Raw genomic sequence first — 23,109 nt, forward strand, 5'->3', positions numbered from 1 at the left:
CGCCGCCGAATGTCATCCGCCGAAGCTCGTAGATGACGATGAACGAAAGCAGAGCGGCAAGGCGGCGTACTTGAACAGTCAGTATGCAGGAAGAGGTGACTGTAATGGAATCGACGATCAATGTCGCTGTCGTCTATCACAGCGGCTTCGGCCACACGAAAAAACAAGCGGAAGCAGTACGAGACGGAGCTGCGGAAGTGCGGGGTGTCAACGCACTGCTCATGGACGTAATCGAAGCGCAGCAGCTGTGGATCGACCTTGAGGTGTGCGAAGCCATCATATTCGGTGCGCCGACCTATATGGGAAGTGCGTCGGCGGAATTTAAGGCGTTTCAGGAAGCCACGTCCCGGCCGGTCCTGGCCAAGGGCTTCGCCTGGTCCGGAAAGCTTGCTGCAGGTTTTACCAATTCTGGAGCCCGTTCCGGAGACAAGCTCTCGACTCTTGTACAGCTATCGCTATTTGCCGCCCAGCATGGGATGCATTGGATCAATCTGGGGCTTCCTCCCGCCAACAACTCATCTCAGGGATCCGACGAAGAGCGGAACCGGCTTGGAATCTGGCTTGGAGCAGGAGCCCAATCCAACGTGGATCAGGGTCCGGATCTGGCTCCGCCCCGATCAGACCTGGACACGGCCAGGTTCCTTGGCCGGCGGGTGGCCGAAACGGCCTGGCAATTGGCCAGGGGAAGATCGATCCCCGAACGGGCTGGATCCCGGCACGATATCCGTTAACACCCTGCAATCGAGCTTCGCTGGCAAAGATGACGGCGTTGCCGGAGGGAGAAGGGAAGCGGCTCCTGGCAATCCGCATGAGCCTGGAACGTTTTGCAAAGCAGCCCTGTTTTTCCAGGCAATGCACATGTCACGATCGATGCCGTCGGTCGTCTCTTTGTCATTAGACAGTCAAGGAGGCCGCCAAATGAAACCCCGCATCAATCTTGCAAGCCCGAATGAGGGCATTGAGGCTATGCGCGCCGCCGATCAATGGGCGGCGAGCGTTCTCGATCCAAAACTGGTCGGACTGGTCAAGGTGAGAGCTTCCCAGATCAACGGGTGCAATTTCTGTCTGCACATGCACAGCGGCGAGGCGTTCAAGCACGGCGAGAGTCCTACCCGGCTGCTCCTGCTGGACGCCTGGCGCGAGTCGGCGCTGTTCTCGGACCGGGAGCGGGCGGCGCTTGCGTGGACGGAGAGTTTGACGCGGATTGCAGAAACTCACGCGCCCGACGAAGTGTTCGAAGACGTGCAGCGACGCTTCTCGCAGGATGAGATCATCGCGCTCTCCGTTGCAATCGCGCTCATCAATGCGTTCAACCGCCTTGCTATAGGAGCGCGCGCTCACCATCCGGCCGAACCCCAGGCCAGCTGAGTTTCAGCTCGGTCACTTCCTCTGGAGTGAACCATGACGGACGCCTTACAGGAGCAAACATCGCCTGAAGTGAGCGGGCACAGCGCCGCAGACCAGTTCGAAAAGCACCGTCGTTATTTGACCGGTTTGGCCTACCGGATGCTTGGTTCGTTGACGGAAGCCGAGGATGCTGTGCAGGAAGCCTACCTTCGATGGCACGGAACTGACAGGGCGAGGGTCGAGTCGCCGCGAGCGTTCCTGGCCAAGATCGTCACACGCATCTGTCTTGATCAGATGAAATCCGCCCGCGCAAAGCGTGAGACCTATGTCGGCCCATGGTTGCCGGAGCCCGTGCTGGATGCCGAGACCCTGGGGGCGGAGACGGCGAGCGACTATGCCTCCGATTTGTCCGTCGGATTGATGTTGGCCCTGGAACGGCTTTCACCGCTCGAGCGGGCCGCCTTTCTGTTGCATGACGTCTTTGATGTCGAGTTCGAGGAGGTTGCCCGGCTGCTCGGACGCAATCAGGTAACGTGCCGGCAACTCGCCGCGCGGGCCCGTGCGCACATCCGGGAGTCACGACCACGATTCGAGGTTGAACCTGACAAAGGAAACGAAATCCTTCAGGCGTTCATGACAGCCTATCGGACCGGTAATGTCGATGGCCTGGCGAATATCCTCTCAAACGACGCCGTGTTGTACACGGATGGCGGCGGCAAGCGACGAGCCGCTCTCAATCCGATTGTCGGACGCGCCAGGATTGTTGCGCTTTTCGCCGGCCTGGCGCGCAAGCGCGTGCAACCTGTTGTCAACCTGCGTCCTGCGATGATCAACGGGCTCCCTGGATGCGTGGCGACGCTGGCAAATGGAGAACTTCTCACCATCGCCCTCGAAATTGTCAGCGGCAAGATCGGCAAGGTTTATGTCGTTCGGAATCCGGACAAACTGACGCGTGTTGTCAACAGGGCAGGGCCCCACGATGCTTGAGGCTGCCAACGGCCGAAGGAAATATGGGGTCGGCCTGCTGCGAATCGCGACCGTTGTCTCCGTCGCCATCTACCTCATTCCGGAAGGCGCCCACTTCTTTGAAATGTTCAATAAATTGAAGATGTCGTCGGTCGACTACATGACGATGCAAAGGGCTTATGACGGCTGGGCATTCTTTAGTATTGCGATCGTCATCGCGGTTGGCTGCACGCTGGGTCATGCCGTCGTCATGTGGGACGTTCCGGTCGCGCGCTGGCTTTCGCTGGGGGCGCTTGCCTTGCTCATCGGTGCCCAGGTCATCTTCTGGTGCTTTATCTATCCGATGAACGCCCTCACACGGAACTGGACAGAGATACCGACAAGTCTCGGGGCGGCCCGCCTGCAATGGGAATATGGGCACGCCGGGAGTGCGGCGCTGACATTGTTGGCATTGGTGCTGGCGCTGTGCGCAGTTCTGTCGGGAGTCCGGCGAAGCAGTCAACCCACGAGGAAATTCTGACAAATGCAGGCTCGATCGTTCTCACAGCGGATCCAGCTCAGTAATATGCACTCCCTGCTCCTTCTCATCACGGCAGGGCTGGGAACGGCCGCGTTTATCGCCCTGGCCATTCTGGGGTGGGGTGGGCTGCGCGCGTTCTTTTCTCATGCACCCCTCTCTGTGCTGACAGCGGTCACGGTCGTGCTGACGATCGCATCCATGTTCACTGCCGGTAATCTGAGCCCGGGCGTGCGTGAGGATCGGTCGAACCGCTGGGTCCTTGCCGCTTTCGCGGTCCTCGGCATTCTGATCGGCTGGCTTCCGGCTCTCACGGACCGATTGGACTGGGGTACGATTGACGGCGACACAACGCGTTGGTGTGGCGTGGTTATCTATGCGATGGGCGGAGTGCTGAGGCTGTGGCCCGTATTCGTCCTTGGGAATCGCTTCAGTGGACTTGTCGCGATCCAGCCAGAACACCGTCTCGTCACCACCGGGCCTTATCGCTGGATCCGTCATCCGAGTTATCTAGGCATGCTTCTATGTGTCCTGGGCTGGGCCCTTGCCTTCCGCTCACTTGCGGGCGCGTTGCTGGCAGCGGCGACGGTTGTGCCGGTGATCGCGCGGATGGATGCCGAAGAAGCCCTGCTGATCGGCGCGTTTGGTGAGCAATACCGGACCTATCGAGTTCGTACGGCCCGGCTGTTGCCGGGCATCTACTAATCGAAGACCGTTGCGAACCCCGTCACATCAACGACAAGGAGTGCGTTATGGAGCTAGTGTCCCCCGACCGTGTCCTGCGGCTTGACCCTGTTTTTGGATCCATGGGGCTTGAGGCCGCTCGCAGCATCTGGTCGCCGTCGCAGCTCTCAATGCGCGAAAAGGCGTGCCTGCTTATTGCTGGAGATGTTGCGGAGCACGAGCTTGGTCTCCCGTTCGAGCTGCATGTAGCCATGGCCTTGAGCAAGGCCGAGATGTGTGTTGAAGACCTGCGCGAGCTGTTGCGTCATGTGGCGCCAGCGGCCGGTCTCAATCCGGTCTCAAGGGCATTCGAGCGACTGGCGGAAGTAGTTGCAGAACTCGGCCATAGCCCCGACAGCCATGCAGCACGCCCTCCATCGCCTCATCCCGCTACGCCATACCCGGCACATGCTCTTGAAGCACTCAGATCTGCCGATCCCAAGCTTGCTCTTGCTATCGAAAGACAATCGTCCGAGCTTTGGGCGCGACCCGGCCTGGACCACCGCGAGCGCCTGTTTGCCAGTCTTGCAATCGATGTTGTGAGCGGTACCCTCGGACAGGCCTTTGCAGCGCACGTTTGTATGGCACTTCGGGCTGGCATCACAGCAGCCGAGATGCACGAGGCTTTGCGTGTGCTCGCCGAATACTCGACATTAAGAGCCTGGGAAGGGACGATTGCTCTTGAAGGCGCTTTCCGATCCGCTCCGAGGTCTCAGGGCGGCCTGGTGGCCGCTGGAGAGGGGAGCTGGGAGCCTCGCACGGTAGCGAGTAAGGTCGAGGTCGAAAAATACGACAGGTCGGTTCTCAGCGAGGCGGACGCGAGCGGCGTTGCCATAGTCGAGACACGCCTGGTAGAAAAGTTTGTCGGTGGTATCGTCGGCGAAGGGAGGGCCACGCACTTGAGGCTCGAACGTGCCGACGGCACGGGCACCTTGATCTGCTACGAGCGCATCGCAGGTACAATCGGAGGCCTGAAGGGATCATTTCTGCTAAAGGCCGAAGGAGCAATGGAGCCGGGCCCGGTCGTGCGCGGCCGTTGGGAGATCGTGAGGGGTTCGGGAACAGGAGAGCTCGAACGACTGAGCGGCTATGCGGAGTTCTCGGCTGAGCGGGACGAGAGCTCTCCCACGGGATGGCGTGCCAGCACGTCCTTGACGTACTGGCTCGAGACCTCACTCATCCTTTAATGCTTCTGGAAGCACACGGCGATGCTTCAATCGATAGCGGACAATATCTGGATAGCGGATGGGGCGGACGTGAGCTTCCACGGATTTCCATATCCCACCCGCATGGTGATCGTCAGACTTTCAAACGGTGATCTCTGGGTCTGGTCGCCGATCGAACTCAATGAAGAGCTACGCGCGGAACTGGCCAGCCTCGGTCTCGTGCAGCATCTCGTCAGCCCGAACAAGCTTCACCACCTCTTCCTGTCACGGTGGCAGGAACGCTTCCCGCAAGCACATCTTTGGGGGCCAGCGTCGACGATCGACAAGCGACCCGACCTGACGTTCGAACGCGGCCTGACAGATCAGCCGCCGGCCGCCTGGAGCAGTGACATCGATCAAGCCTGGTTTCGGGGTTCGCCGCTGCTGGACGAACTTGCATTCTTCCACAGAGCATCCGGTACGGCGATTTTCGGCGACCTCGTCCAAGCCTTTGGCGAGGATTACCTCAGGACTAAATGGAAGCCATGGCAACGGTGCCTCGCGCGTCTGTCGGGCATCACTGCACTTACCGGTGCGCGTGCGCCACTCGACCTCCGTCTATCATTTCTCGATCGCCGTTTGGCGCGCAAGGCGCGTGCGAAAGTGTTGAACTGGCAGCCAGAGCGCGTCGTGATGGCACACGGGCAGTGGCAGCGGAATGGCGGATCTGTGTTCCTCGCGCAATCCCTTTCTTGGATGGGTTGAGGTGATCCTGTTATCCGCAATGCCGCCCGTTGTGAGTAGATGGTCATGACCGCCGCCCCGGGTCGCATGAATAATGATTGCGGATACAACGACTAATACATCGGTGCGATGCCCGAGGAGATGAAAAGCAGAGCCCGACCAAGCCGTTCTCGGTGGCAGTCACCCCTACAAGCCAAGGCCGCCTCAGGAGGCGGCCTCTTTATGGCCTGGAATCTGGATTCGGGCGGAACTCGACTTTGAAAGCGCCCGTAAGTTATCGTGACCCGTCGATCGCATATCGTTTGACGATATCTATGGTCGAGCTTGCAAGCAAAGCTTCACCCCCGCCATCAGCTGGTGGATAGATGAGCTTGGTATTGATTTTTCGCTTCAGGGCCTTGCCTTCAGCACCAGTCAGCTCAACTCGTCGATCCCAGCCCTGTGTCCTGACCGCGCCCCATCGACCAAGGTCCAGGCAGGTAACATAGTTAAGTTGAGAATAGGGCACAGCCGGCATCCCAAGCAGGTCCCGCGCGGCGTTCTCTCCGGCTACCCGCCCAATCTGCAGCGCGTGTTGACAGGATTGCAGAGCCCGGTGTCCATCTCCAGTGTCGGCCGCCGCAGCGTCGCCTGCGACGAATATTTCCGGCGCGGCGGGAGCCCGGAGCTCTGCGTCGACGACGATCCGACCGAGCTCATCTCGCTCGCCGGGAACATTATTTGTGAAAGGCGAGGCTCTCATGCCCGTCGCGAGCACGACGGCATCCGCTGAAAGAGCGCTGCCGTCCGCGAAGTTTACACGGTTTGAAGCCAGCGTTGTGATTGTAGCGCCAAGTCGGAGCTCGATACGCGCAGACTGCAAGGCACGCTCGATCTCCGAACGCGGCCCCGGCCCAAGCTCGGGTCCGACCACGTCCGAGCGGTCGACTAGGACGATATGCATTCGTTCTGCAGCCTCGGCTGCGCCGTGGGCCACGAATCGGTCGCGCAGCTCGAGTGAAAGTTCGATGCCCGTAAAGCCGGCGCCAACGACGACAATGGTAGGTTTTTTCTTGTCGCAGGCGAGCTCCTTCAGGCGCCGATCGAAAGCGATTGCTTCCGCTTGAGTGTCGACGGAATAAGCCTCTGCGGCGCCAGGTACTGGCGGACGACACATCCGACTGCCTGTGGCGACGATGAGGCGATCGTAGGTGAGGCAGGTGGCGTCATCGAGCGATACGATCTTTGCAGTCGTGTCCAGCCCGACCGCCTCTCCACGGACGAAGTTCACGTCGACCTTGTCCAGGTACGGAAGAACATCGACCGCGAGAGTGTCTGGCTTGGCCTCGTACAGTCTTGGCCTTATTTCCAGTCTCGGCTCTCTCGAAACAACAGTGATATCTGCTGCCGATTTTGCAACTCGCCGGGCCGCCATCGCTGCCCAAAAGCCGGCAAAACCTCCGCCAATGACAAGAATATTCTTCGACATGCTCGTTCCCTTTCTGACTTTGGTCGGGCGTTCTCAAGGCAGGACGAGATAGAGCAGCTGGTTGTGACACTTCATCCGACTGATTTTGGTCCACACGGCGCCGGCGCCAGCGGCTGAGTGCCTGCGCAGACACGACATCGCAGGTCTCCCCAGGCGGGATCAAAAAGACGGAGCATGGCAACCTTGTTCGTGCTGACGGTACCTGCGGCCCGAGCAGATTTGCATCGCAGGTAGTTGTAGCTGCATGTCACACTGGAGGGCTCGCGATCGTCTTGAGGTGAATTAGCCGGAGGAGACGCGGCGCGTCGGACGTCTTGGCGCTTTGCATGGAGATCAGCACTCGAGCATAGGACTGTTCGGTTTTGCCGATGAGCAAGAGTCCGACCTGGCTCGTCAATTCGAAAAAGAAATGTGTCGGTAAAGGAGCAAGGATGACAGGCGGCCCGGCAATGAACCTCCAAGAACTCACGGCAGCGAACGCTGCGGCAAACTTAAATCGCCTTTTCAGGTTCGAAGTCGTGTTGGCCGCCGACGGAGAGGCGGAGCTCCGAATGCCATGGAGCGATGATCTCACACAATATGCCGGCCATCTTCATGCTGGGGCAATCGCGGCGTTGCTCGACACGGCCTGCGGATTTGCCGCCGCGACTCTCATCGGGCCCGTAACAGCATCGCATTTCTCCATGAACTGTTTGAGGCCCGCAGTCGGTCGCGGTTTTATCGCGAAAGGCGCGACGGTTCGCGCCGGTCGCAAGCAGACCTTTGCTCGGGCAGAATTGTTTGCGGAGGACGGTTCCGGCAAACGGTCGCTGGTTGCGACGGGCGAAACGCTTTTAGTCGCGCTCGGTTAGGCCGCCGTAGAGCGATCGGCTATCGTTCGCAATGTGCGGCGCATCCGATGGACAGAAGGGCAGGCGTCGAAAGCAAGCCACACGCCAGCAGCCTTTGGTGCAAAACGCATTCAGTTGTGAGACCCAAGCCGGAGAAGGTCGAGAAGCGGCTCTCGGCGTCATGGGACGGATGGGTCTGCTGGAGTAAAACCGGAGCTCGTCATTTGACGAATCCCTCCTTACGTATCTTACATCAACTCCTTCAGTGAACGGAAAGATGAAAATGCTGACCGGCGGATGCGCGTGTGAAAAAGTTCGCTATGAATGCACAGACGTTCCGATTGTTCAGTTGATGTGTCACTGCCGGGATTGCCAACGATCAAGCGGCACTGCATTCTCGGCCTTCATTATGGTGGCGAGCGACAGGTTTCGCTATCTGAAGTCAGAGCCAGCCTTCTTCCAAACCGTTGCAGAAAGTGGACGTCTGTTCCGGAGAGGGTTCTGCAATCATTGTGGCAGTCAAATTTCTGCACATTGGCCGACAAGGCCGCAATTGCTGCTGCTTACCGTCGGCAGCCTCGATGATCCATCGAAGTTTGAACCCACGGCTGAAACTTGGCTCGCACGCGCACCTTCATGGCACCCTCTTCATCCCGGCACCGTCAAATTCAGGGAGGCACCCGCCGACGGAGTGAAGGAGAAGATTGAGGCATATTTTGCCCGATGGGCCCAGTCATAGTCTGTTTGCTTCGGGTCAAACTGCTTATCGGGGAAGGCAGCTCATGGCGCAAAGCTGTCTACTGTGGCTCAGCCTTGATCGTACTGGCTGGAGCTTGCTCAAACTTGCCCATGATGGATTGGAGCGAGAGTTCAAGTTTCTCAATGAGTTGGAAGGCGGCGTGTGCACGGCGTGTGCACAGGGAGATCAAGAATAATCTCCTCACAGCTGACGTGAGCAGGCTTGTGGCCCATGGGCAAATCTGTTCCGAGGGCAGGAGGCTAGCGAGTGCTGCGTGCAGTCTCAGCTGTTCCACACGGGATCATCGAAACTCGGCGATTTGACTCCCGCTCCCTCTGCGATTTGCACAGTCGCCGCAAAGTTGCGTTAGCCGGCGCGGTGCCACGCTACTCGCGGCTGCGCGCGCGCAATTTGCGGAACTGATCGCCGGCGTGATGGGAAGAGCGCGTCAAGGGCGTCGCAGATACGAGAAGAAAACCCTTGGCATAGGCGGTCTTCTCATAGGAATCGAATTCGTCGGGCGTCACGAAGTCGACCACGGGGTGATGCTTTCGCGTGGGTTGCAGATACTGGCCGACGGTCAGGAAGTCGACGTCTGCGGAGCGCAAATCGTCCATCAATTGCAACACCTCGTTCTTGATCTCGCCGAGGCCAACCATGATGCCGGACTTGGTGAAGATCTGCGGATCGAGCTCCTTCACGCGTTGCAGCAGCCGGACCGAATGGAAGTAGCGCGCTCCCGGGCGCACGGCCAGATATTTGGACGGCACCGTTTCCAGATTGTGATTGAACACGTCCGGCTTCGCCGCCACGACCGTCTCGAGCGCGCCGTGCTTGCGCAGGAAATCCGGCGTCAGGATCTCGATCGACGTTGCCGGGCTCGCCGCGCGGATCGCGGCGATCGTCGCAGCGAAGTGTGCCGCCCCGCCATCGGCCAGATCGTCGCGATCGACCGACGTGACGACGACGTGCTCGAGCCCAAGCTTAGCAACGGCTTCGGCGACCTTGGCGGGTTCATCGGCGTCGAGCGGGCCGGGCAGGCCGGTGCGCACATTGCAGAATGCGCAGGCGCGCGTGCAGGTATCGCCCATGATCATGAAGGTCGCATGCTTCTTGCTCCAGCATTCGCCGATATTGGGGCAGGACGCCTCCTCGCACACGGTGACGAGCTTGTTCTCGCGCACGATGCGTCTGGTCTCGGCCCAGGCGTCCGAACCCGGCGCCTTCACGCGGATCCACGCCGGCTTGCTCTGCAGGGGCGTCTCCGGACGGTTCACCTTCTCGGGGTGGCGCGGCGCGTCAGATCGCAGCTTCGCGCGCGGGTCCTTGTTGAGGAGATCGAGTACGACGGTCATCTGGGCTACCTCGCGTTGCGCAAGAAAGGCGCGGAGTATTCAAACGCTGGCGAATTGACGTGCGCGAAAATGCAAAGACTGTCCTGCCATAGACATTCGTTGTTCGAGCCGCGTTAGTCAAATCGTCATGCACGCACGCGCCGGCTGTTGTCCCGCCGTGGTTCGCGTTCGCGGCCGCTCATGCCGGCAACGCCCTTGCTTGCCGGACCAATCAACGGGTCCGATCTTTCGGGCGGAACCAGCGGTCCGTTTTCCGGAGCTTCAGACGAATGCCGGCCGATCATATCGGCGCGGTCGGGCGGCTGACCGACAATCCTGAGCAAAATGAAGGGTATGTGCGCGATCGCCAGGCCTCTTCGAGGTCTGGCACGAATGCTGCTTAGATGGCTGCAAAGAACAAGCAGATCAGAAACAAGCACGGCGAGGGGAACGTTCAAATGCCAGCCAGCACATCTTTAATCTAGAGCGACGGGCAACGCCTGCGTGGCATCGCGCGCCTCGACCCCGAGGTGTCGCAATGAACGATGACGCCTGACTTCTGCTTGGCATGCAAGGGAGAGAGTAATGACAGTTGCGGACGCGCACGATTTGGATCCGCAGGAGACCCGGGAGTGGCTCGATGCCCTGTCGGCAATCCGAGGTCACCGCGGCAGCGAGCGCGCCGAATTCGTCGTCAACGCCGTCATTGCCGCCGCGCGCGGCGGCGGCCTCGCTATTCAGCAGACGCTGACTACGCCCTATTGTAACACGATTCCGCTGGATCAGCAGCCGCCGCTGCCGGGCGACCGCGCCATCGAGCACAAGCTGCGATCCATCATCCGGTGGAATGCGCTCGCCATCGTTCTGCGCGCCAACAAGGAAAGCTCGGAGCTCGGTGGGCACATCGCGAGCTTCCAGTCCGCCGCCACGCTCTATGACATCGGCTTCGGCCATTTTTGGCATGCGCCGACGGAAAAACACGGCGGCGATCTGATCTTCGTCCAGGGCCACTGTTCGCCCGGCATCTATGCGCGCGCGTTTCTCGAAGGGCGGCTGAGCGAGGATCAGCTGCTCGGCTTCCGGCAGGAGACCGGCGGCAAGGGCCTGTCGAGCTATCCGCATCCCTGGCTGATGCCGGATTTCTGGCAGTTCCCGACGGTGTCGATGGGGCTGGGGCCGCTGATGGCGATCTATCAGGCCCGGTTCCTGAAATATCTGGAGAACCACAAGCTGGCCGAGACCGCCAATCGCAAGGTCTGGGCCTTCATGGGGGACGGCGAAACCGACGAACCGGAGTCGCTCGGTGCGATATCACTCGCCGGCCGCGAGAACCTCGACAATCTGATCTTCGTCATCAACTGCAACCTGCAGCGGCTCGACGGACCGGTGCGCGGCAACGGCAAGATCGTTCAGGAACTCGAAAGCGTTTTCCGCGGCGCCGGCTGGAACGTCATCAAGGTGCTGTGGGGATCGGGCTGGGATCGGCTGCTGGCGAACGACAAGAGCGGGTTGCTGCTGAAGCGCATGGAGGAATGCGTCGACGGCGAGTACCAGGATTTCAAGAGCAAGAGCGGCGCCTATATCCGCGAGCACTTCTTCGGCAAGTACGAGGAGCTGAAGCAACTCGTTGCCGACATGAGCGACGACGAAATCTGGCAACTTGCGCGAGGCGGTCACGATCCGGAAAAGGTGTTTGCGGCCTATACCGCGGCGGTGAACCACAAGGGACAGCCGACCGTCATTCTGCCCAAGACCGTCAAAGGCTACGGCATGGGCGAGTCCGGCGAAGGCCAGATGATCGCGCATCAGGCCAAGAAGATGACTCAGGACGCGCTGCGCGGATTCCGGGACCGCTTCCAGGTCCCGGTCGCCGACGATGAGCTTGCCAAGGTGCCCTTCATCCGTCCGGCGGAAGATAGTCCGGAGATGACATATCTGCGCGCCCAGCGCGCAAAGCTCGGCGGCAGTCTGCCGCAGCGCCGGCGCAAATCCGCGTCCCTGCAAATTCCGCCGTTGTCGACGTTCCAGCGGCTCCTCGACGCGACCGGCGACCGCGAAATCTCGACGACGATGGCTTTCGTGCAGATGCTGGGCGCGCTGGTGCGCGACAAGGCGATCGGCAAGCACATCGTGCCGATCGTGCCCGATGAGTCCCGGACCTTCGGCATGGAGGGCATGTTCCGCCAGCTCGGCATCTATTCGTCGGTCGGCCAGCTCTACCGTCCCCAGGACGCCGACCAGCTCATGTACTACCGCGAGGACAAGACCGGGCAGGTGCTTCAGGAGGGCATCAACGAAGGCGGCGCCATGTCGAGCTGGATCGTCGCGGCAACGTCCTACTCGACGAACGACGTGCCGATGATTCCGTTCTACATCTATTATTCGATGTTCGGCCTGCAGCGCGTCGGCGACCTCGCCTGGCTCGCGGGCGACATGCGGGCGCGGGGATTTTTGCTCGGCGGCACCGCCGGCCGCACCACGCTGAACGGCGAAGGCTTGCAGCACGAGGACGGCCACAGCCACGTGCTTGCGGGCACCATCCCAAACTGCATCTCCTATGATCCCACCTTCGCCTATGAGGTGGTGACCATCGTGCGCGAAGGCATGCGCCGCATGTATGAGGCGCAGGAGGACGTCTACTATTACATCACGCTGATGAACGAGAACTACCCGCACCCCTCGCTCGCCGAGGCGGGCAAGGGAGCCGAGGAGGGCATCCTCAAAGGACTCTATCTGCTGAAGAACGGCGGCGAGACGGCGAAGAAGGGACCTCGCGTCCAGCTCGTCGGCTCGGGCACGATCTTGCGCGAGGTGATCGCGGCGGCGGATCTGCTCAAGGCGGACTTCGGCGTGACCGCGGACATCTGGAGCGCGACGAGCTTCAACGAGCTGCGTCGCGACGGCATGGCCACTGAACGCTGGAATCTGCTGCACCCGACGGAGCCGCGCCGCAAGAGCTGGGTCGAAGCGCAGCTCGAAGCCCATCCGGGCCCGGTCGTGGCGTCGACCGATTACATGCGCAACTATCCCGACCAGATCCGCGAGTATGTCCAGGCGGCCGGACGCCGCTATGTCGTGCTCGGCACCGACGGTTTTGGCCGCAGCGACTATCGCGTGAAATTGCGCAAATTCTTCGAGGTCGACCGGCACTACGTCGCGATCGCCGCGCTCAAGGCGCTGGCCGACGAAGGCACGATCAAGCCCGCGATCGTCGCGGAGGCCATCGCCAAGTACCAAATCGACGCCGGGCGCGCTGCGCCGTGGACCGTGTGAGACAGCGAGCCGAGGGCAGAGCGATGAGTGGTCTGATCGACATCAAGGTTCCCGACATCGGCGACTTCAAGGACGTGCCGGTGATCGAGATATTCGTCAAGCCGGGCGACAGGGTAAAGCCCGAAGATCCCCTGGTTGCGCTGGAATCCGACAAGGCGACCATGGAGGTGCCGTCGCCGCGTGACGGCGTCGTGAAGTCAGTGGTCGTCAAGGTCGGGGACAAGGTCAGCGAAGGCACGGTGATCGTCCAATTCGAGGGCGCGGGCGCCGAAGAGGCCGAGGCGCGCCCCGTCGTCAGCGCTCCGCCATCACCCGTCAGCGCGCCGGCCGGCGTTGCCGAGGTGCGCGTTCCAGATATCGGCGATTTCAAGGACGTCCCGGTCATCGAGATCTTCGTGAAGCCCGGCGACAGCGTGAAAGCGGAGGATCCGCTGATTGCGCTCGAATCGGACAAGGCGACGATGGAAGTACCGGCGCCGCTTTCGGGGATCGTGCGCGAGATCAAGCTGAAGACCGGCGACAAGGTCAGCGAGGGCGCGGTCATTCTCGTGCTCGCAACCGGCGAGGGAGCGCCGGCCGCGCCAGCAGCTGCTGCGCCGACACCCGCGTCAACGGCACCAGCCGCAGCCCCGGTGGCGCAGGCCGGCGCGGTCGACGAGAAGGCCTTTGCGCTCGCCTATGCGGGCCCCGCAGTCCGCAAGCTGGCGCGCGAACTCGGCGTCGATCTCGGCAAGGTCAAGGGTACAGGCAATCACGGCCGCGTCCAGCGCGAGGACGTCGAGGCCTTCGCCAGGGGCGGGGCTGCGCCCGCCAAGCCGCAGGCCGCTAGCGCAGGCGGAAGCGGTGTCGGCGGCATCGATCTGTTGCCCTGGCCCAAGATCGACTTCGCAAAGTTCGGTCCGATCGAGCGCAAGGAGCTCGGTCGCATCAAGAAGATTTCGGCGGCCAATCTGCACCGCAACTGGGTCGTCATCCCGCACGTCACCACGCATGACGAGGCCGACATCACCGAACTCGAGCAGTTCCGGGTGAAGATGAACAAGGAGCTCGAGAAGAGCGGCGTCAAGCTTTCGCTGCTGCCGTTCATGGTGAAGGCGGCCGTCGCGGCGCTGAAGAAGTTTCCGGAATTCAACGCCAGCCTCGACGGCGACACCCTCGTCTACAAGAATTACTGGCACATCGGCTTTGCCGCGGACACGCCGAACGGCCTCATGGTGCCTGTCATCCGCGATGCCGACAAGAAATCGATACCAGACATTGCCAATGAGATGAACGCGCTTGCCAAGCTGGCGCGCGAGGGCAAGATCAAGCCGGACCAGATGCAGGGCGGGACCTTCTCGATCTCCTCGCTCGGCGGCATTGGCGGCATCTATTTCACGCCGATCATCAACGCGCCCGAGGTCGCGATCATGGGCGTCTGCAAGGGCTACTGGAAGCAGCATTCGGCGGACGGCAAGACCTGGACGTCGCGTCTGACCTTGCCGCTGTCGCTCTCGTGGGACCACCGCGTCATCGACGGTGCGGCGGCCGCGCGCTTCAACGTCTATTTCGCCAACGTGCTCGCCGATCTGCGGCGCGTGCTGTTCTGAGGTTGGGGAGCGCAGTATGGCTCAGATCGCAGTCAAGGTTCCCGATATCGGCGACTTCAAGGACGTCGCTGTCATCGAGGTGATGGTGAAGGCCGGCGAGACCGTCGCCGTCGACACCAGCCTCATCATGGTCGAGTCCGACAAGGCGTCGATGGAGATTCCGTCCTCGCATGCCGGTGTCGTCAAGGACATCAAGGTCAAGGTCGACGACAAGGTCAGCGAGGGATCTGTCATCCTCATGCTGGAGACGGCGGGAGCGGCGGCTGCCGCAACGCCGGCCCCGGCATCGCCGCCAGCCGCAACGGCGCCAACCGCCGCACCCGCCGCCGCGTCCCATTCGGGCAAGGCGGATCTCGAATGCGACATGCTGGTGCTGGGTGCGGGCCCCGGCGGCTACTCCGCCGCCTTCCGCGCCGCCGATCTCGGCATGAAAACCGTGCTGGTCGAGCGTTACGACACGCTCGGCGGCGTCTGTCTCAACGTCGGCTGCATTCCGAGCAAGGCGCTGCTGCACACGGCGTCCGTAATCGACGAGGTCAAGCATCTGCCCGACCATGGCATCACCTTCGGTGCGCCGCAGGTCGATCTCGACAAGTTGCGAGGATTCAAGGATGGCGTCATCAAGAAGCTGACCGGCGGCCTTGCCGGCATAGCGAAGGCCCGCAAGGTCGAGGTCGTGACCGGCGTCGGTACGTTCCTCAATCCACATCACGTTGAAGTGGTCACCGCGGCGGGAAAGAAGACGGTCAAGTTCGCCAAGGCCATCATCGCTGCGGGCAGCCAGGCCGTGAAGCTGCCTTTCCTTCCTGAAGATCCTCGCATCGTCGATTCGACAGGTGCGCTGCTTCTGAGGTCGATCCCCAAGCGCATGCTGGTGATCGGCGGCGGCATTATCGGGCTCGAAATGGCCACGGTCTATTCGACGCTTGGCGCGCGCATCGACGTCGTCGAAATGCTCGATGGGTTGATGCAGGGAGCCGACCGTGACCTGGTCAAGGTCTGGGAGAAGATGAACGCGCGCCGCTTCGACAAGATCATGCTGAAGACCAAGACGGTCGGCGCGAAGGCAACCGATGCCGGTATCGAAGTGAGCTTCGAAGGGGAGCAGGCCCCTGCCGGGCCGCAGCTCTATGACCTCGTCCTGGTGGCTGTCGGCCGAAGCCCGAACGGCAAGAAGATCGGGGCTGAGAAGGCTGGCATCGCGGTGACCGACCGCGGCTTCATCAATGTCGACCGGCAGATGCGCACCAACGTGCCGCACATCCATGCGATCGGAGACATCGTGGGACAGCCGATGCTGGCCCACAAGGCGGTCCACGAAGGCCACGTCGCCGCCGAGGTCGCGCACGGCGAAAAGTCTTATTTCGACGTCCGCCAGATTCCGTCCGTCGCCTACACCGATCCCGAAGTCGCCTGGGCCGGCAAGACGGAGGACCAGTGCAAGGCCGAAGGCATCAAGTTCGGCAAGTCGGTGTTCCCGTGGGCCGCATCCGGCCGCGCCATCGCCAACGGCCGCGACGAGGGTTTCACGAAGCTGCTGTTCGACACGACGACCCACCGCGTCATCGGCGGCGGAATCGTCGGGACGCACGCCGGCGATCTCATCAGCGAGATCTGCCTTGCAATCGAGATGGGATGTGAGCCGGCCGATATCGGCAAGACCATTCATCCACATCCGACGCTCGGCGAATCCATCGGCATGGCTGCAGAGGTGTTTGAAGGCCACTGCACCGATCTGCCGCCCCAGAAGAAGAAATAGCGTCGTCTGTCGTACGCGGCGTGCAGCGAGGAGGAGAAACAATGTCTGTAGCCACCACGGCGACGTCCGGAGCGACGATCGCGACGCAGAAGAAGCCGTTCTACCGGGTTCTCTATGTCCAGGTGCTCGCGGCGATCGTGCTCGGCGTCATGGTCGGCTGGCTCTGGCCTGATCTCGGCAAGAATGACTGGATCAAGGCGATGGGTGACGGCTTCGTCAAGCTCATCAAGATGGCCATCGCGCCGATCATCTTCTGCACGGTGGTCTCCGGCATCGCCCATATTTCCGAAGTGAAGAAGGTCGGCCGGGTCGCCGTCAAGGCGTTGATCTACTTCGAAGTCGTCTCGACCTTTGCGCTGGCGCTGGGCCTGATCGTCGCCAACGTGCTGCGCCCGGGTTCGGGTTTCCAGGGGCAGTCGAACGCCGCTGCCGTCGCCGGCTACGCGAAACAGGCGAGCGAGATGAAGTCGGTGGACTTCGTTCTGCACGTCATTCCGGACACCGTCGTCGGGGCATTCGCCCAGGGCGAAATCCTGCAGGTCCTGCTGTTTGCCATCCTGTTCGGCTTTGCGCTGATGGGGCTTGGCGAGCGGGCTCATACGGTCCGGTCGTTCGTGGACGACGTCGCTCATGCGATGTTCGGCGTCATCTCGATCGTGGTCAAGGTCGCGCCGATCGGAGCCTTCGGCGCGATGGCCTACACGATCGGTCGCTACGGTCCACAGGCGCTTGGCAATCTGGCGGGTCTGATCGCGACTTTCTATCTCACGGCGTTTCTGTTTGTGGTCGTTGGGCTCGGCATCGTCGCTCGCATTGCTGGCTTCTCGATCCTCAAGTTCCTCAAATACATCAAGGACGAGCTGCTGATCGTGCTCGGTACCTCGTCCTCGGAGAGCGCACTGCCGCAGATGATGGAGAAGCTGGAGAAACTCGGCTGTTCCAAGTCCGTCGTCGGACTGGTGGTGCCGACCGGCTATTCCTTCAACCTCGACGGCACCAACATCTACATGACCCTGGCGACGCTCTTCATCGCCCAGGCGATGAATGTCGAGCTCTCCTTCGGCGAGCAGATGACGATCCTCGTCGTGGCGATGCTGACCTCGAAAGGCGCTTCGGGCATCACGGGCGCGGGATTTATCACGCTGGCTGGCACGCTCGCCGCCGTCAGGCCCGAACTGCTCCCCGGCATGGCGATCGTTCTCGGCATCGACAAGTTCATGAGCGAATGCCGGGCGCTCACCAATCTCTGCGGCAACGGCGTTGCCTGCGTGGTGGTGGCGTGGTGGGAAGGCGAGCTCGACCGCGACATGCTGCGCGCGGGGCTCGAACGGGAGATTGATCTAACCGACTTCGAGACCGCCGTCACGGAGGGGCGAGGTCTCTGACAGCGGCGCAGTGCACATCAAATCAGAGGAATCGGGAGTTGATCATGACGGATGTGGTAATTGTTTCTGCGGCTCGGACGCCGGTTGGCTCCTTCAACGGAGCGTTCGGCTCCTTGACCGCTCATGAACTTGGGGCAGTGGCGATCAAGGGTGCCCTCGCGCGCGCCAAAGTCGCGCCGGAGGAGGTCGACGAGGTCATTCTCGGACAGGTCCTCGCCGGCGGCGAGGGGCAGAATCCGGCGCGGCAGGCCGCGATGGCTGCCGGCATTCCGCAGGAGAAGACCGCGTGGGGCATGAACCAGCTCTGCGGCTCGGGTCTGCGCTCGGTCGCGCTCGGCCTGCAACAGATCGCCAATGGCGATGCCAAGGTCATCGTCGCGGGCGGCATGGAATCCATGTCGATGGCGCCGCATTTGTCGCAGCTGCGCAATGGCACCAAGATGGGCGACGTCAAGTTCATCGACTCCATGCTGAAGGACGGCCTGATGGATGCGTTCCACGGTTATCACATGGGTGTCACCGCCGAGAACATCGCCGCCAAATGGCAGATCACCCGGGAAGAGCAGGATGCGTTCGCCGCCAGCTCGCAGAACAAGGCCGAGGACGCGCAGAAGGCCGGCCGCTTCAAGGACGAGATCGTTCCGGTCACCGTCAAGACCCGGAAGGGCGACATCGTCGTCGATCAGGACGAATACATCCGTCCCGGCACGACGCAGGACGCGCTCGCCAAGCTGAAGCCGGCCTTCAACAAGGAAGGCTCGGTGACCGCCGGCAATGCCTCCGGCCTCAACGATGGTGCGGCGGCCCTCGTGTTGATGAGCGCCGACGAGGCGAGCAAGCGCGGTCTCACTCCGCTTGCCAGGATCGTCTCCTGGGCGACCGCGGGCGTCGATCCCGCCGTGATGGGCTCAGGGCCTATTCCTGCGTCCCGAAAAGCGCTCGAGAAGGCTGGCTGGAAGGTCAAGGACCTCGATCTCGTTGAGGCCAACGAAGCCTTCGCGGCGCAGGCGATCGCAGTCAACAAGGACATGGGCTGGGATCCGTCAATCGTGAACGTCAACGGCGGCGCGATTGCCATCGGCCATCCCATTGGCGCCTCCGGCGCGCGGGTGCTGACGACGCTACTGTTCGAGATGCAGAAGCGCAACGCCAGGAAGGGCCTCGCCACGCTGTGCATCGGCGGCGGCATGGGCGTCGCCCTGACGGTCGAGCGCTAGGCCGACGGCCGATCCATTCGGCTGGAACGAGACGCGGACGACCACCGGCCGTCCGCGAACGGCGAAGGCTCCTTGAAGCCGGCAAATACAACATGAACCAATCAGGAGGGGATGATGTCCAGAGTTGCGGTGGTGACCGGCGGAACGCGCGGCATAGGCGAAGCAATCTCGGTTGCGCTCAAAGCGGCCGGCTACAAGGTGGCCGCGAGCTACGCCGGCAACGACGAAGCGGCCGCCAAATTCAAGGCCGAGACCGGCATCAGCGTCTACAAATGGGACGTGTCGAGCTATGAGGCCTGCGCCGCAGGCCTGAAACAGGTTGAAGCGGACCTCGGTCCGGTGGACGTGCTGGTCAACAATGCCGGCATCACCAAGGACGGCATGTTCCACAAGATGACGCCGGAGCAATGGTACGCCGTCATCAACACCAATCTGAACTCGCTGTTCAACATGACTCGGCCCGTATGGGAAGGCATGCGTGAGCGCAAGTTCGGCCGGGTGATCTGCATCTCCTCGATCAACGGCCAGAAGGGGCAGATGGGCCAGGTCAACTATTCCGCGGCCAAGGCGGGTGACATCGGCTTCGTGAAAGCGCTGGCCCAGGAAGGCGCGCGTGCCGGGATCACCGTCAACACGATCTGCCCGGGCTATATCGCGACCGAGATGGTCAAGGCGATCAACCCGGAGGTGGTCGCCAAGAACATCCTGCCGCAGATCCCGGTCGGCCGCCTGGGCGAGCCCCAGGAGATCGCGCGCGTCGTCGTGTTCCTGGCATCCGACGACGCCGGCTTCATCACGGGCTCGACGATATCGGCGAATGGCGGCCAGCACATGGTGTGAGCCGCCGCCATGTCGAGCCAGCCACGAGGGGATCTCACGACACGAACGCTCGCCATGCCGGCGGACGCAAATCCGAGCGGCGATATCTTCGGCGGCTGGGTGCTCTCGCAGATGGACATCGCGGGCGGAATCCATGCCGGCCAGCGGGCGCAAGGGCGTGTTGCGACGGTGGCGATCGAGGCGATGCATTTCATCAAGCCGGTCCATGTCGGGGACGTCCTGTGCGTTTACGCCTCGCCCGAGCGCGTCGGGCGCACGTCGCTGGCGATCCGCCTGGAGGCCTGGGCGCTGCGCAGGCGCCTGGGCGAGCGTGTGAAGGTGACGGAGGGCATCTTCACCTTCGTCGCGCTGGATGCCGAGGGACGACCCGCGCCGATCCCGACCGGTTGAGACGAGCCGTGACGACCAACGATGGAGAGGGACATGACCGACGAAAAACCGAAGGCAGGGACGACCGATTGGGGTCTGCCGGGTCTTGACTTCGCGAAGCTCATCGAATCCTGCCAGATCAGCGGCGTCGATATGAAGGCGTTGCTGGAGATGGAGAAGAAGAACATTGACGCCCTGATCGAGGTCAACCGCTCGGCCTATGAGAGCTGGCGAAACCTGATGGCGCGGCAAGCCGAGGTCTTCCGAGAAACGATGACGGCGATCGCCGCCGAGGCGGGCAACGAGGCTGCTGCGGGACGACGCGCCGAGATCGCGCGGCAGGGATTTGAGACGGCGCTCGCCAACATGCGCCAGCTCGCCGAGACCGCAACCGAGCAGCAGAAGCAGACGATCGACATCTTGCGGCGCCGCTTCGATGAAGGAATGGCCGCATTGCGTGCGCGCGGCGGCAGCGCCTGAAGTCGACCGGCTGCGAGGGGCAACAGGGCGTATCCGCCCATCGAACAAGCGTAAGAACGGGGAATACGATGGACCAGGATCTGAGGGAAGCTGCGCTCGAATATCATCGCCTGCCAAGGCCGGGAAAGATCTCGGTGGTGCCGACCACGGCGATGGCGACGCAACGCGATCTGTCGCTGGCTTACTCGCCCGGCGTCGCGGAGCCCTGCCTCGTCATCGCCAAGGACCCGCTGCAGGCGGACCAGCTGACCGCGCGCAGCAACCTGGTCGCCGTCGTCACCAACGGCACGGCCGTGCTCGGGCTCGGCAATATCGGGGCTCTGGCGGGCAAGCCCGTCATGGAGGGCAAGGCGTGCCTGTTCAAGAAGTTCGCCGGCATCGATGTGTTCGACATCGAGCTCGCCGAGGAGGATCCCGACGCCCTGATCGAAACCATCGCCAGGATGGAGCCGACCTTCGGCGGCATCAACCTGGAAGACATCAAGGCGCCGGAATGCTTCTACATCGAACAACAGCTCCGCAAGCGCATGAAGATTCCGGTCTTCCATGACGACCAGCACGGCACCGCGATCATCGCGGCGGCGGCCATTCTCAACGGATTGAAGCTGGTCAAGAAGGATATCGCCAAGGTCAAGCTGGTCTGCTCTGGCGCAGGCGCTGCTGCGCTCGCTTGTCTCGATCTCATCGTCAGCCTCGGCCTGCCGCAGGATCGTATCATCGTCACCGACGCGAAAGGCGTGGTCTATGCCGGCCGCACGGACGGCATGGACGACAACAAGGCGCGCTATGCGGTGAAAACCGAGGCGCGAAAGCTCGACGAGATCATCCAGGATGCCGATATCTTTCTCGGCCTGTCGGCTGGTAATGTGCTGACCCAGGACATGGTCAAACGGATGGCGCGGGACCCCCTGATCTTTGCCATGGCCAACCCGATTCCCGAGATCATGCCGGAAGACGCGCTTGCGGTTCGCCCGGATGCGATCATCGGTACGGGGCGGTCCGACTATCCCAACCAGATCAACAACGTCCTCTGCTTCCCGTTCATCTTCAGAGGCGCGCTCGATTGCGGTGCGACGACCATCAATGAGGAGATGAAGCTCGCGACGGTGCGGGCGCTGGCGGATCTGGCGATGGCGGAAGTGCCTGAGGTGGTCGCCGTTGCTTACAAGGGAGAGGATCTTCGCTTTGGCCGCAGCTATCTCATTCCAAAGCCGCTCGACCCCAGGCTGATCGAGGTCGTGGCGCCCGCGGTTGCCAAGGCCGCGGCCGACAGCGGCGTCGCCAAGCGCCCGATCGCGGACATGGAAGCCTATCGCCAGCAGCTCAGCCGGTTCGTCTACCATTCCGGCAATGCGATGCAGCCGGTGTTCTCGGTGGCGAAGGGAAGCGGCAAGTCGCTGCTGCTGGCCGAGGGTGAAGACGAGCGCATCCTGCGCGCGGCGCAGGTGGTCGTCGATGAGCGGATCGCCAGGCCGTTGCTGGTCGGCCGTCCCTCGACCATCGAGGAGCGGATCAAGTCCTTCGGACTCCGTCTCAAGCCGGGGGCCGACTGCGAGATCATCGATCCGCACGATTCCGAGGTCTACTCAAAGTGCGCAGATGTCTATCACGGGCGCAGGAAGCGCGACGGCGTGTCATCCGCGTTGGCGCTCTCGGAGACGCGCAGCAACGCGAGCGTGCTCGCCGCGATCCTGCTCGAAAGAGGGCTCGGCGATGCGATGCTGTGCGGGGTCATCGGCAGAACGTCCGATCACTTGGCGGCGATCCGCAACGTGATTGGACCGCGCGAGGGCGTGCGCACGCTCGCCGTGATGCAGATGCTGATCCTGCAGCAGCATCAGCTTTTCATCTGCGACACCCATTGCAATCTCAATCCGACCGCCGAACAGATCGCCGACATCGCACTGATGGCTGCGGCGGAGGTGAGGCGCTTTGGGATTACCCCGCGGGTGGCGTTGCTGTCGCATTCGAGCTTCGGAAGCTCCGCGGTTCCGGAGGCGCACAAGATGCGGGAAGCGCGGGCGATCATTCTCGCGCGATCCCCCGATCTTGCCGTCGAAGGCGAGATGCGCGGCGACGCCGCCTTGTCGCCGTCGGTTTTGCACCACGAGTTTCCGGAGTCCGGCTTCGAGGGACCGGCGAACGTGCTGGTGATGCCGAATCTCGACGCCGCCAACATCTCCTACAATCTGCTCAGAATGGCGGCGGGGCAGGGACTGACGGTCGGCGGCATCTTGCTCGGCGCGGCGAAGCCGGCCCACATCCTGACGCCATCGTCCACCGTGCGGCGCATCGTGAACATGGCGGCGGTCGCTGTCGCGGATGCGGTGTCCGAGCGGGCCTGATCCGGAGGATATTCGTAGACGCGTTGTGAGCGCGCTTGG

General features: G+C 62.1%; 20 protein-coding genes. 18 read left to right on the forward strand and 2 right to left on the reverse strand.

Annotation, left to right across the window (positions count from 1 at the left end; all coding sequences use genetic code 11):
• Nucleotides 1–104 precede the first annotated feature (104 nt).
• The 7 genes from ACV1FX_RS01960 to ACV1FX_RS01990 all read left to right on the forward strand — a co-directional run bounded on the left by ACV1FX_RS01960 (nucleotide 105) and on the right by ACV1FX_RS01990 (nucleotide 5,463).
• Nucleotides 105–731, forward strand: coding sequence for a flavodoxin family protein (locus ACV1FX_RS01960; RefSeq protein ID WP_473115833.1), 627 nt, complete (start codon nucleotides 105–107; stop codon nucleotides 729–731).
• 187 nt (nucleotides 732–918) lie between these two features.
• The gene (locus ACV1FX_RS01965) at nucleotides 919–1,368 is read left to right on the forward strand and encodes a carboxymuconolactone decarboxylase family protein (protein WP_473115979.1); all 450 of its coding nucleotides are present in this window, start codon (nucleotides 919–921) and stop codon (nucleotides 1,366–1,368) included.
• A gap of 33 nt (nucleotides 1,369–1,401) precedes the next feature.
• Nucleotides 1,402–2,334 carry a sigma-70 family RNA polymerase sigma factor gene (locus ACV1FX_RS01970; protein WP_473115834.1) on the forward strand — a complete coding sequence of 311 codons (933 nt, stop codon included), beginning with the start codon at nucleotides 1,402–1,404 and terminating at the stop codon, nucleotides 2,332–2,334.
• Nucleotides 2,327–2,833 (forward strand): hypothetical protein, encoded by a 507-nt coding sequence (locus tag ACV1FX_RS01975; RefSeq protein ID WP_473115835.1) that lies wholly within the window; start codon nucleotides 2,327–2,329, stop codon nucleotides 2,831–2,833. The genes ACV1FX_RS01970 and ACV1FX_RS01975 overlap by 8 nt, the downstream gene beginning before the upstream one ends.
• Before the next feature lie 3 nt (nucleotides 2,834–2,836).
• The gene (locus tag ACV1FX_RS01980) at nucleotides 2,837–3,535 is read left to right on the forward strand and encodes a methyltransferase family protein (protein WP_473115836.1); all 699 of its coding nucleotides are present in this window, start codon (nucleotides 2,837–2,839) and stop codon (nucleotides 3,533–3,535) included.
• 47 nt (nucleotides 3,536–3,582) lie between these two features.
• On the forward strand, nucleotides 3,583–4,740 hold the full coding sequence (locus tag ACV1FX_RS01985; RefSeq protein ID WP_473115837.1) for a DUF3224 domain-containing protein: 1,158 nt from the start codon (nucleotides 3,583–3,585) through the stop codon (nucleotides 4,738–4,740).
• Nucleotides 4,741–4,761: 21 nt separating this feature from the next.
• Nucleotides 4,762–5,463 carry a DUF4336 domain-containing protein gene (locus ACV1FX_RS01990; RefSeq protein ID WP_473115838.1) on the forward strand — a complete coding sequence of 234 codons (702 nt, stop codon included), beginning with the start codon at nucleotides 4,762–4,764 and terminating at the stop codon, nucleotides 5,461–5,463.
• Between the two features lie 253 nt (nucleotides 5,464–5,716).
• On the opposite strand, the gene ACV1FX_RS01995 is transcribed toward ACV1FX_RS01990, so the two are convergent.
• Nucleotides 5,717–6,910: an NAD(P)/FAD-dependent oxidoreductase gene (locus tag ACV1FX_RS01995; protein ID WP_473115839.1), complete on the reverse strand. Its 1,194-nt coding sequence runs from the start codon at nucleotides 6,908–6,910 to the stop codon at nucleotides 5,717–5,719.
• Nucleotides 6,911–7,278: 368 nt separating this feature from the next.
• Here ACV1FX_RS01995 and ACV1FX_RS02000 point away from each other — a divergent pair, with 368 nt between their 5' ends.
• Together ACV1FX_RS02000 and ACV1FX_RS02005 are read left to right on the forward strand one after the other, a co-directional pair.
• Nucleotides 7,279–7,761 carry a PaaI family thioesterase gene (locus tag ACV1FX_RS02000; protein ID WP_473115840.1) on the forward strand — a complete coding sequence of 161 codons (483 nt, stop codon included), beginning with the start codon at nucleotides 7,279–7,281 and terminating at the stop codon, nucleotides 7,759–7,761.
• A gap of 256 nt (nucleotides 7,762–8,017) precedes the next feature.
• A complete protein-coding gene (locus ACV1FX_RS02005; protein WP_473115841.1) occupies nucleotides 8,018–8,479 on the forward strand; it encodes a GFA family protein in 462 nt (153 codons plus the stop codon).
• Between the two features lie 386 nt (nucleotides 8,480–8,865).
• On the opposite strand, the gene lipA is transcribed toward ACV1FX_RS02005, so the two are convergent.
• Entirely contained in the window at nucleotides 8,866–9,834 is a 969-nt protein-coding gene (gene lipA / locus ACV1FX_RS02010) for a lipoyl synthase (protein WP_473115842.1), read from the reverse strand.
• Between the two features lie 564 nt (nucleotides 9,835–10,398).
• On the opposite strand from lipA, the gene aceE reads away from it, so the two are divergent.
• From aceE to ACV1FX_RS02055, 9 genes are all read left to right on the forward strand, one after another.
• A complete protein-coding gene (gene aceE / locus ACV1FX_RS02015) occupies nucleotides 10,399–13,086 on the forward strand; it encodes a pyruvate dehydrogenase (acetyl-transferring), homodimeric type (RefSeq protein ID WP_260379625.1) in 2,688 nt (895 codons plus the stop codon).
• A gap of 23 nt (nucleotides 13,087–13,109) precedes the next feature.
• Nucleotides 13,110–14,675: a dihydrolipoyllysine-residue acetyltransferase gene (locus tag ACV1FX_RS02020; RefSeq protein WP_473115843.1), complete on the forward strand. Its 1,566-nt coding sequence runs from the start codon at nucleotides 13,110–13,112 to the stop codon at nucleotides 14,673–14,675.
• A gap of 16 nt (nucleotides 14,676–14,691) precedes the next feature.
• Complete coding sequence (lpdA, locus tag ACV1FX_RS02025) at nucleotides 14,692–16,434, forward strand: dihydrolipoyl dehydrogenase (protein WP_473115844.1); 1,743 nt, start codon at nucleotides 14,692–14,694, stop codon at nucleotides 16,432–16,434.
• A 41-nt stretch (nucleotides 16,435–16,475) separates the two neighbouring features.
• The gene (locus tag ACV1FX_RS02030) at nucleotides 16,476–17,819 is read left to right on the forward strand and encodes a dicarboxylate/amino acid:cation symporter (protein WP_473115845.1); all 1,344 of its coding nucleotides are present in this window, start codon (nucleotides 16,476–16,478) and stop codon (nucleotides 17,817–17,819) included.
• Between the two features lie 44 nt (nucleotides 17,820–17,863).
• Nucleotides 17,864–19,036, forward strand: coding sequence for an acetyl-CoA C-acetyltransferase (locus tag ACV1FX_RS02035; RefSeq protein WP_473115846.1), 1,173 nt, complete (start codon nucleotides 17,864–17,866; stop codon nucleotides 19,034–19,036).
• Nucleotides 19,037–19,150: 114 nt separating this feature from the next.
• Entirely contained in the window at nucleotides 19,151–19,876 is a 726-nt protein-coding gene (gene phbB, locus ACV1FX_RS02040; RefSeq protein ID WP_473115847.1) for an acetoacetyl-CoA reductase, read from the forward strand.
• 9 nt (nucleotides 19,877–19,885) lie between these two features.
• Nucleotides 19,886–20,266: an acyl-CoA thioesterase gene (locus ACV1FX_RS02045; protein ID WP_473115848.1), complete on the forward strand. Its 381-nt coding sequence runs from the start codon at nucleotides 19,886–19,888 to the stop codon at nucleotides 20,264–20,266.
• 33 nt (nucleotides 20,267–20,299) lie between these two features.
• Nucleotides 20,300–20,725, forward strand: a complete 426-nt coding sequence (gene phaP, locus ACV1FX_RS02050) for a TIGR01841 family phasin (RefSeq protein WP_473115849.1) — start codon at nucleotides 20,300–20,302, stop codon at nucleotides 20,723–20,725.
• A 68-nt stretch (nucleotides 20,726–20,793) separates the two neighbouring features.
• Nucleotides 20,794–23,070: an NADP-dependent malic enzyme gene (locus ACV1FX_RS02055; RefSeq protein ID WP_473115850.1), complete on the forward strand. Its 2,277-nt coding sequence runs from the start codon at nucleotides 20,794–20,796 to the stop codon at nucleotides 23,068–23,070.
• Nucleotides 23,071–23,109: the final 39 nt, after the last annotated feature.

This window comes from Bradyrhizobium ingae (assembly GCF_055791185.1).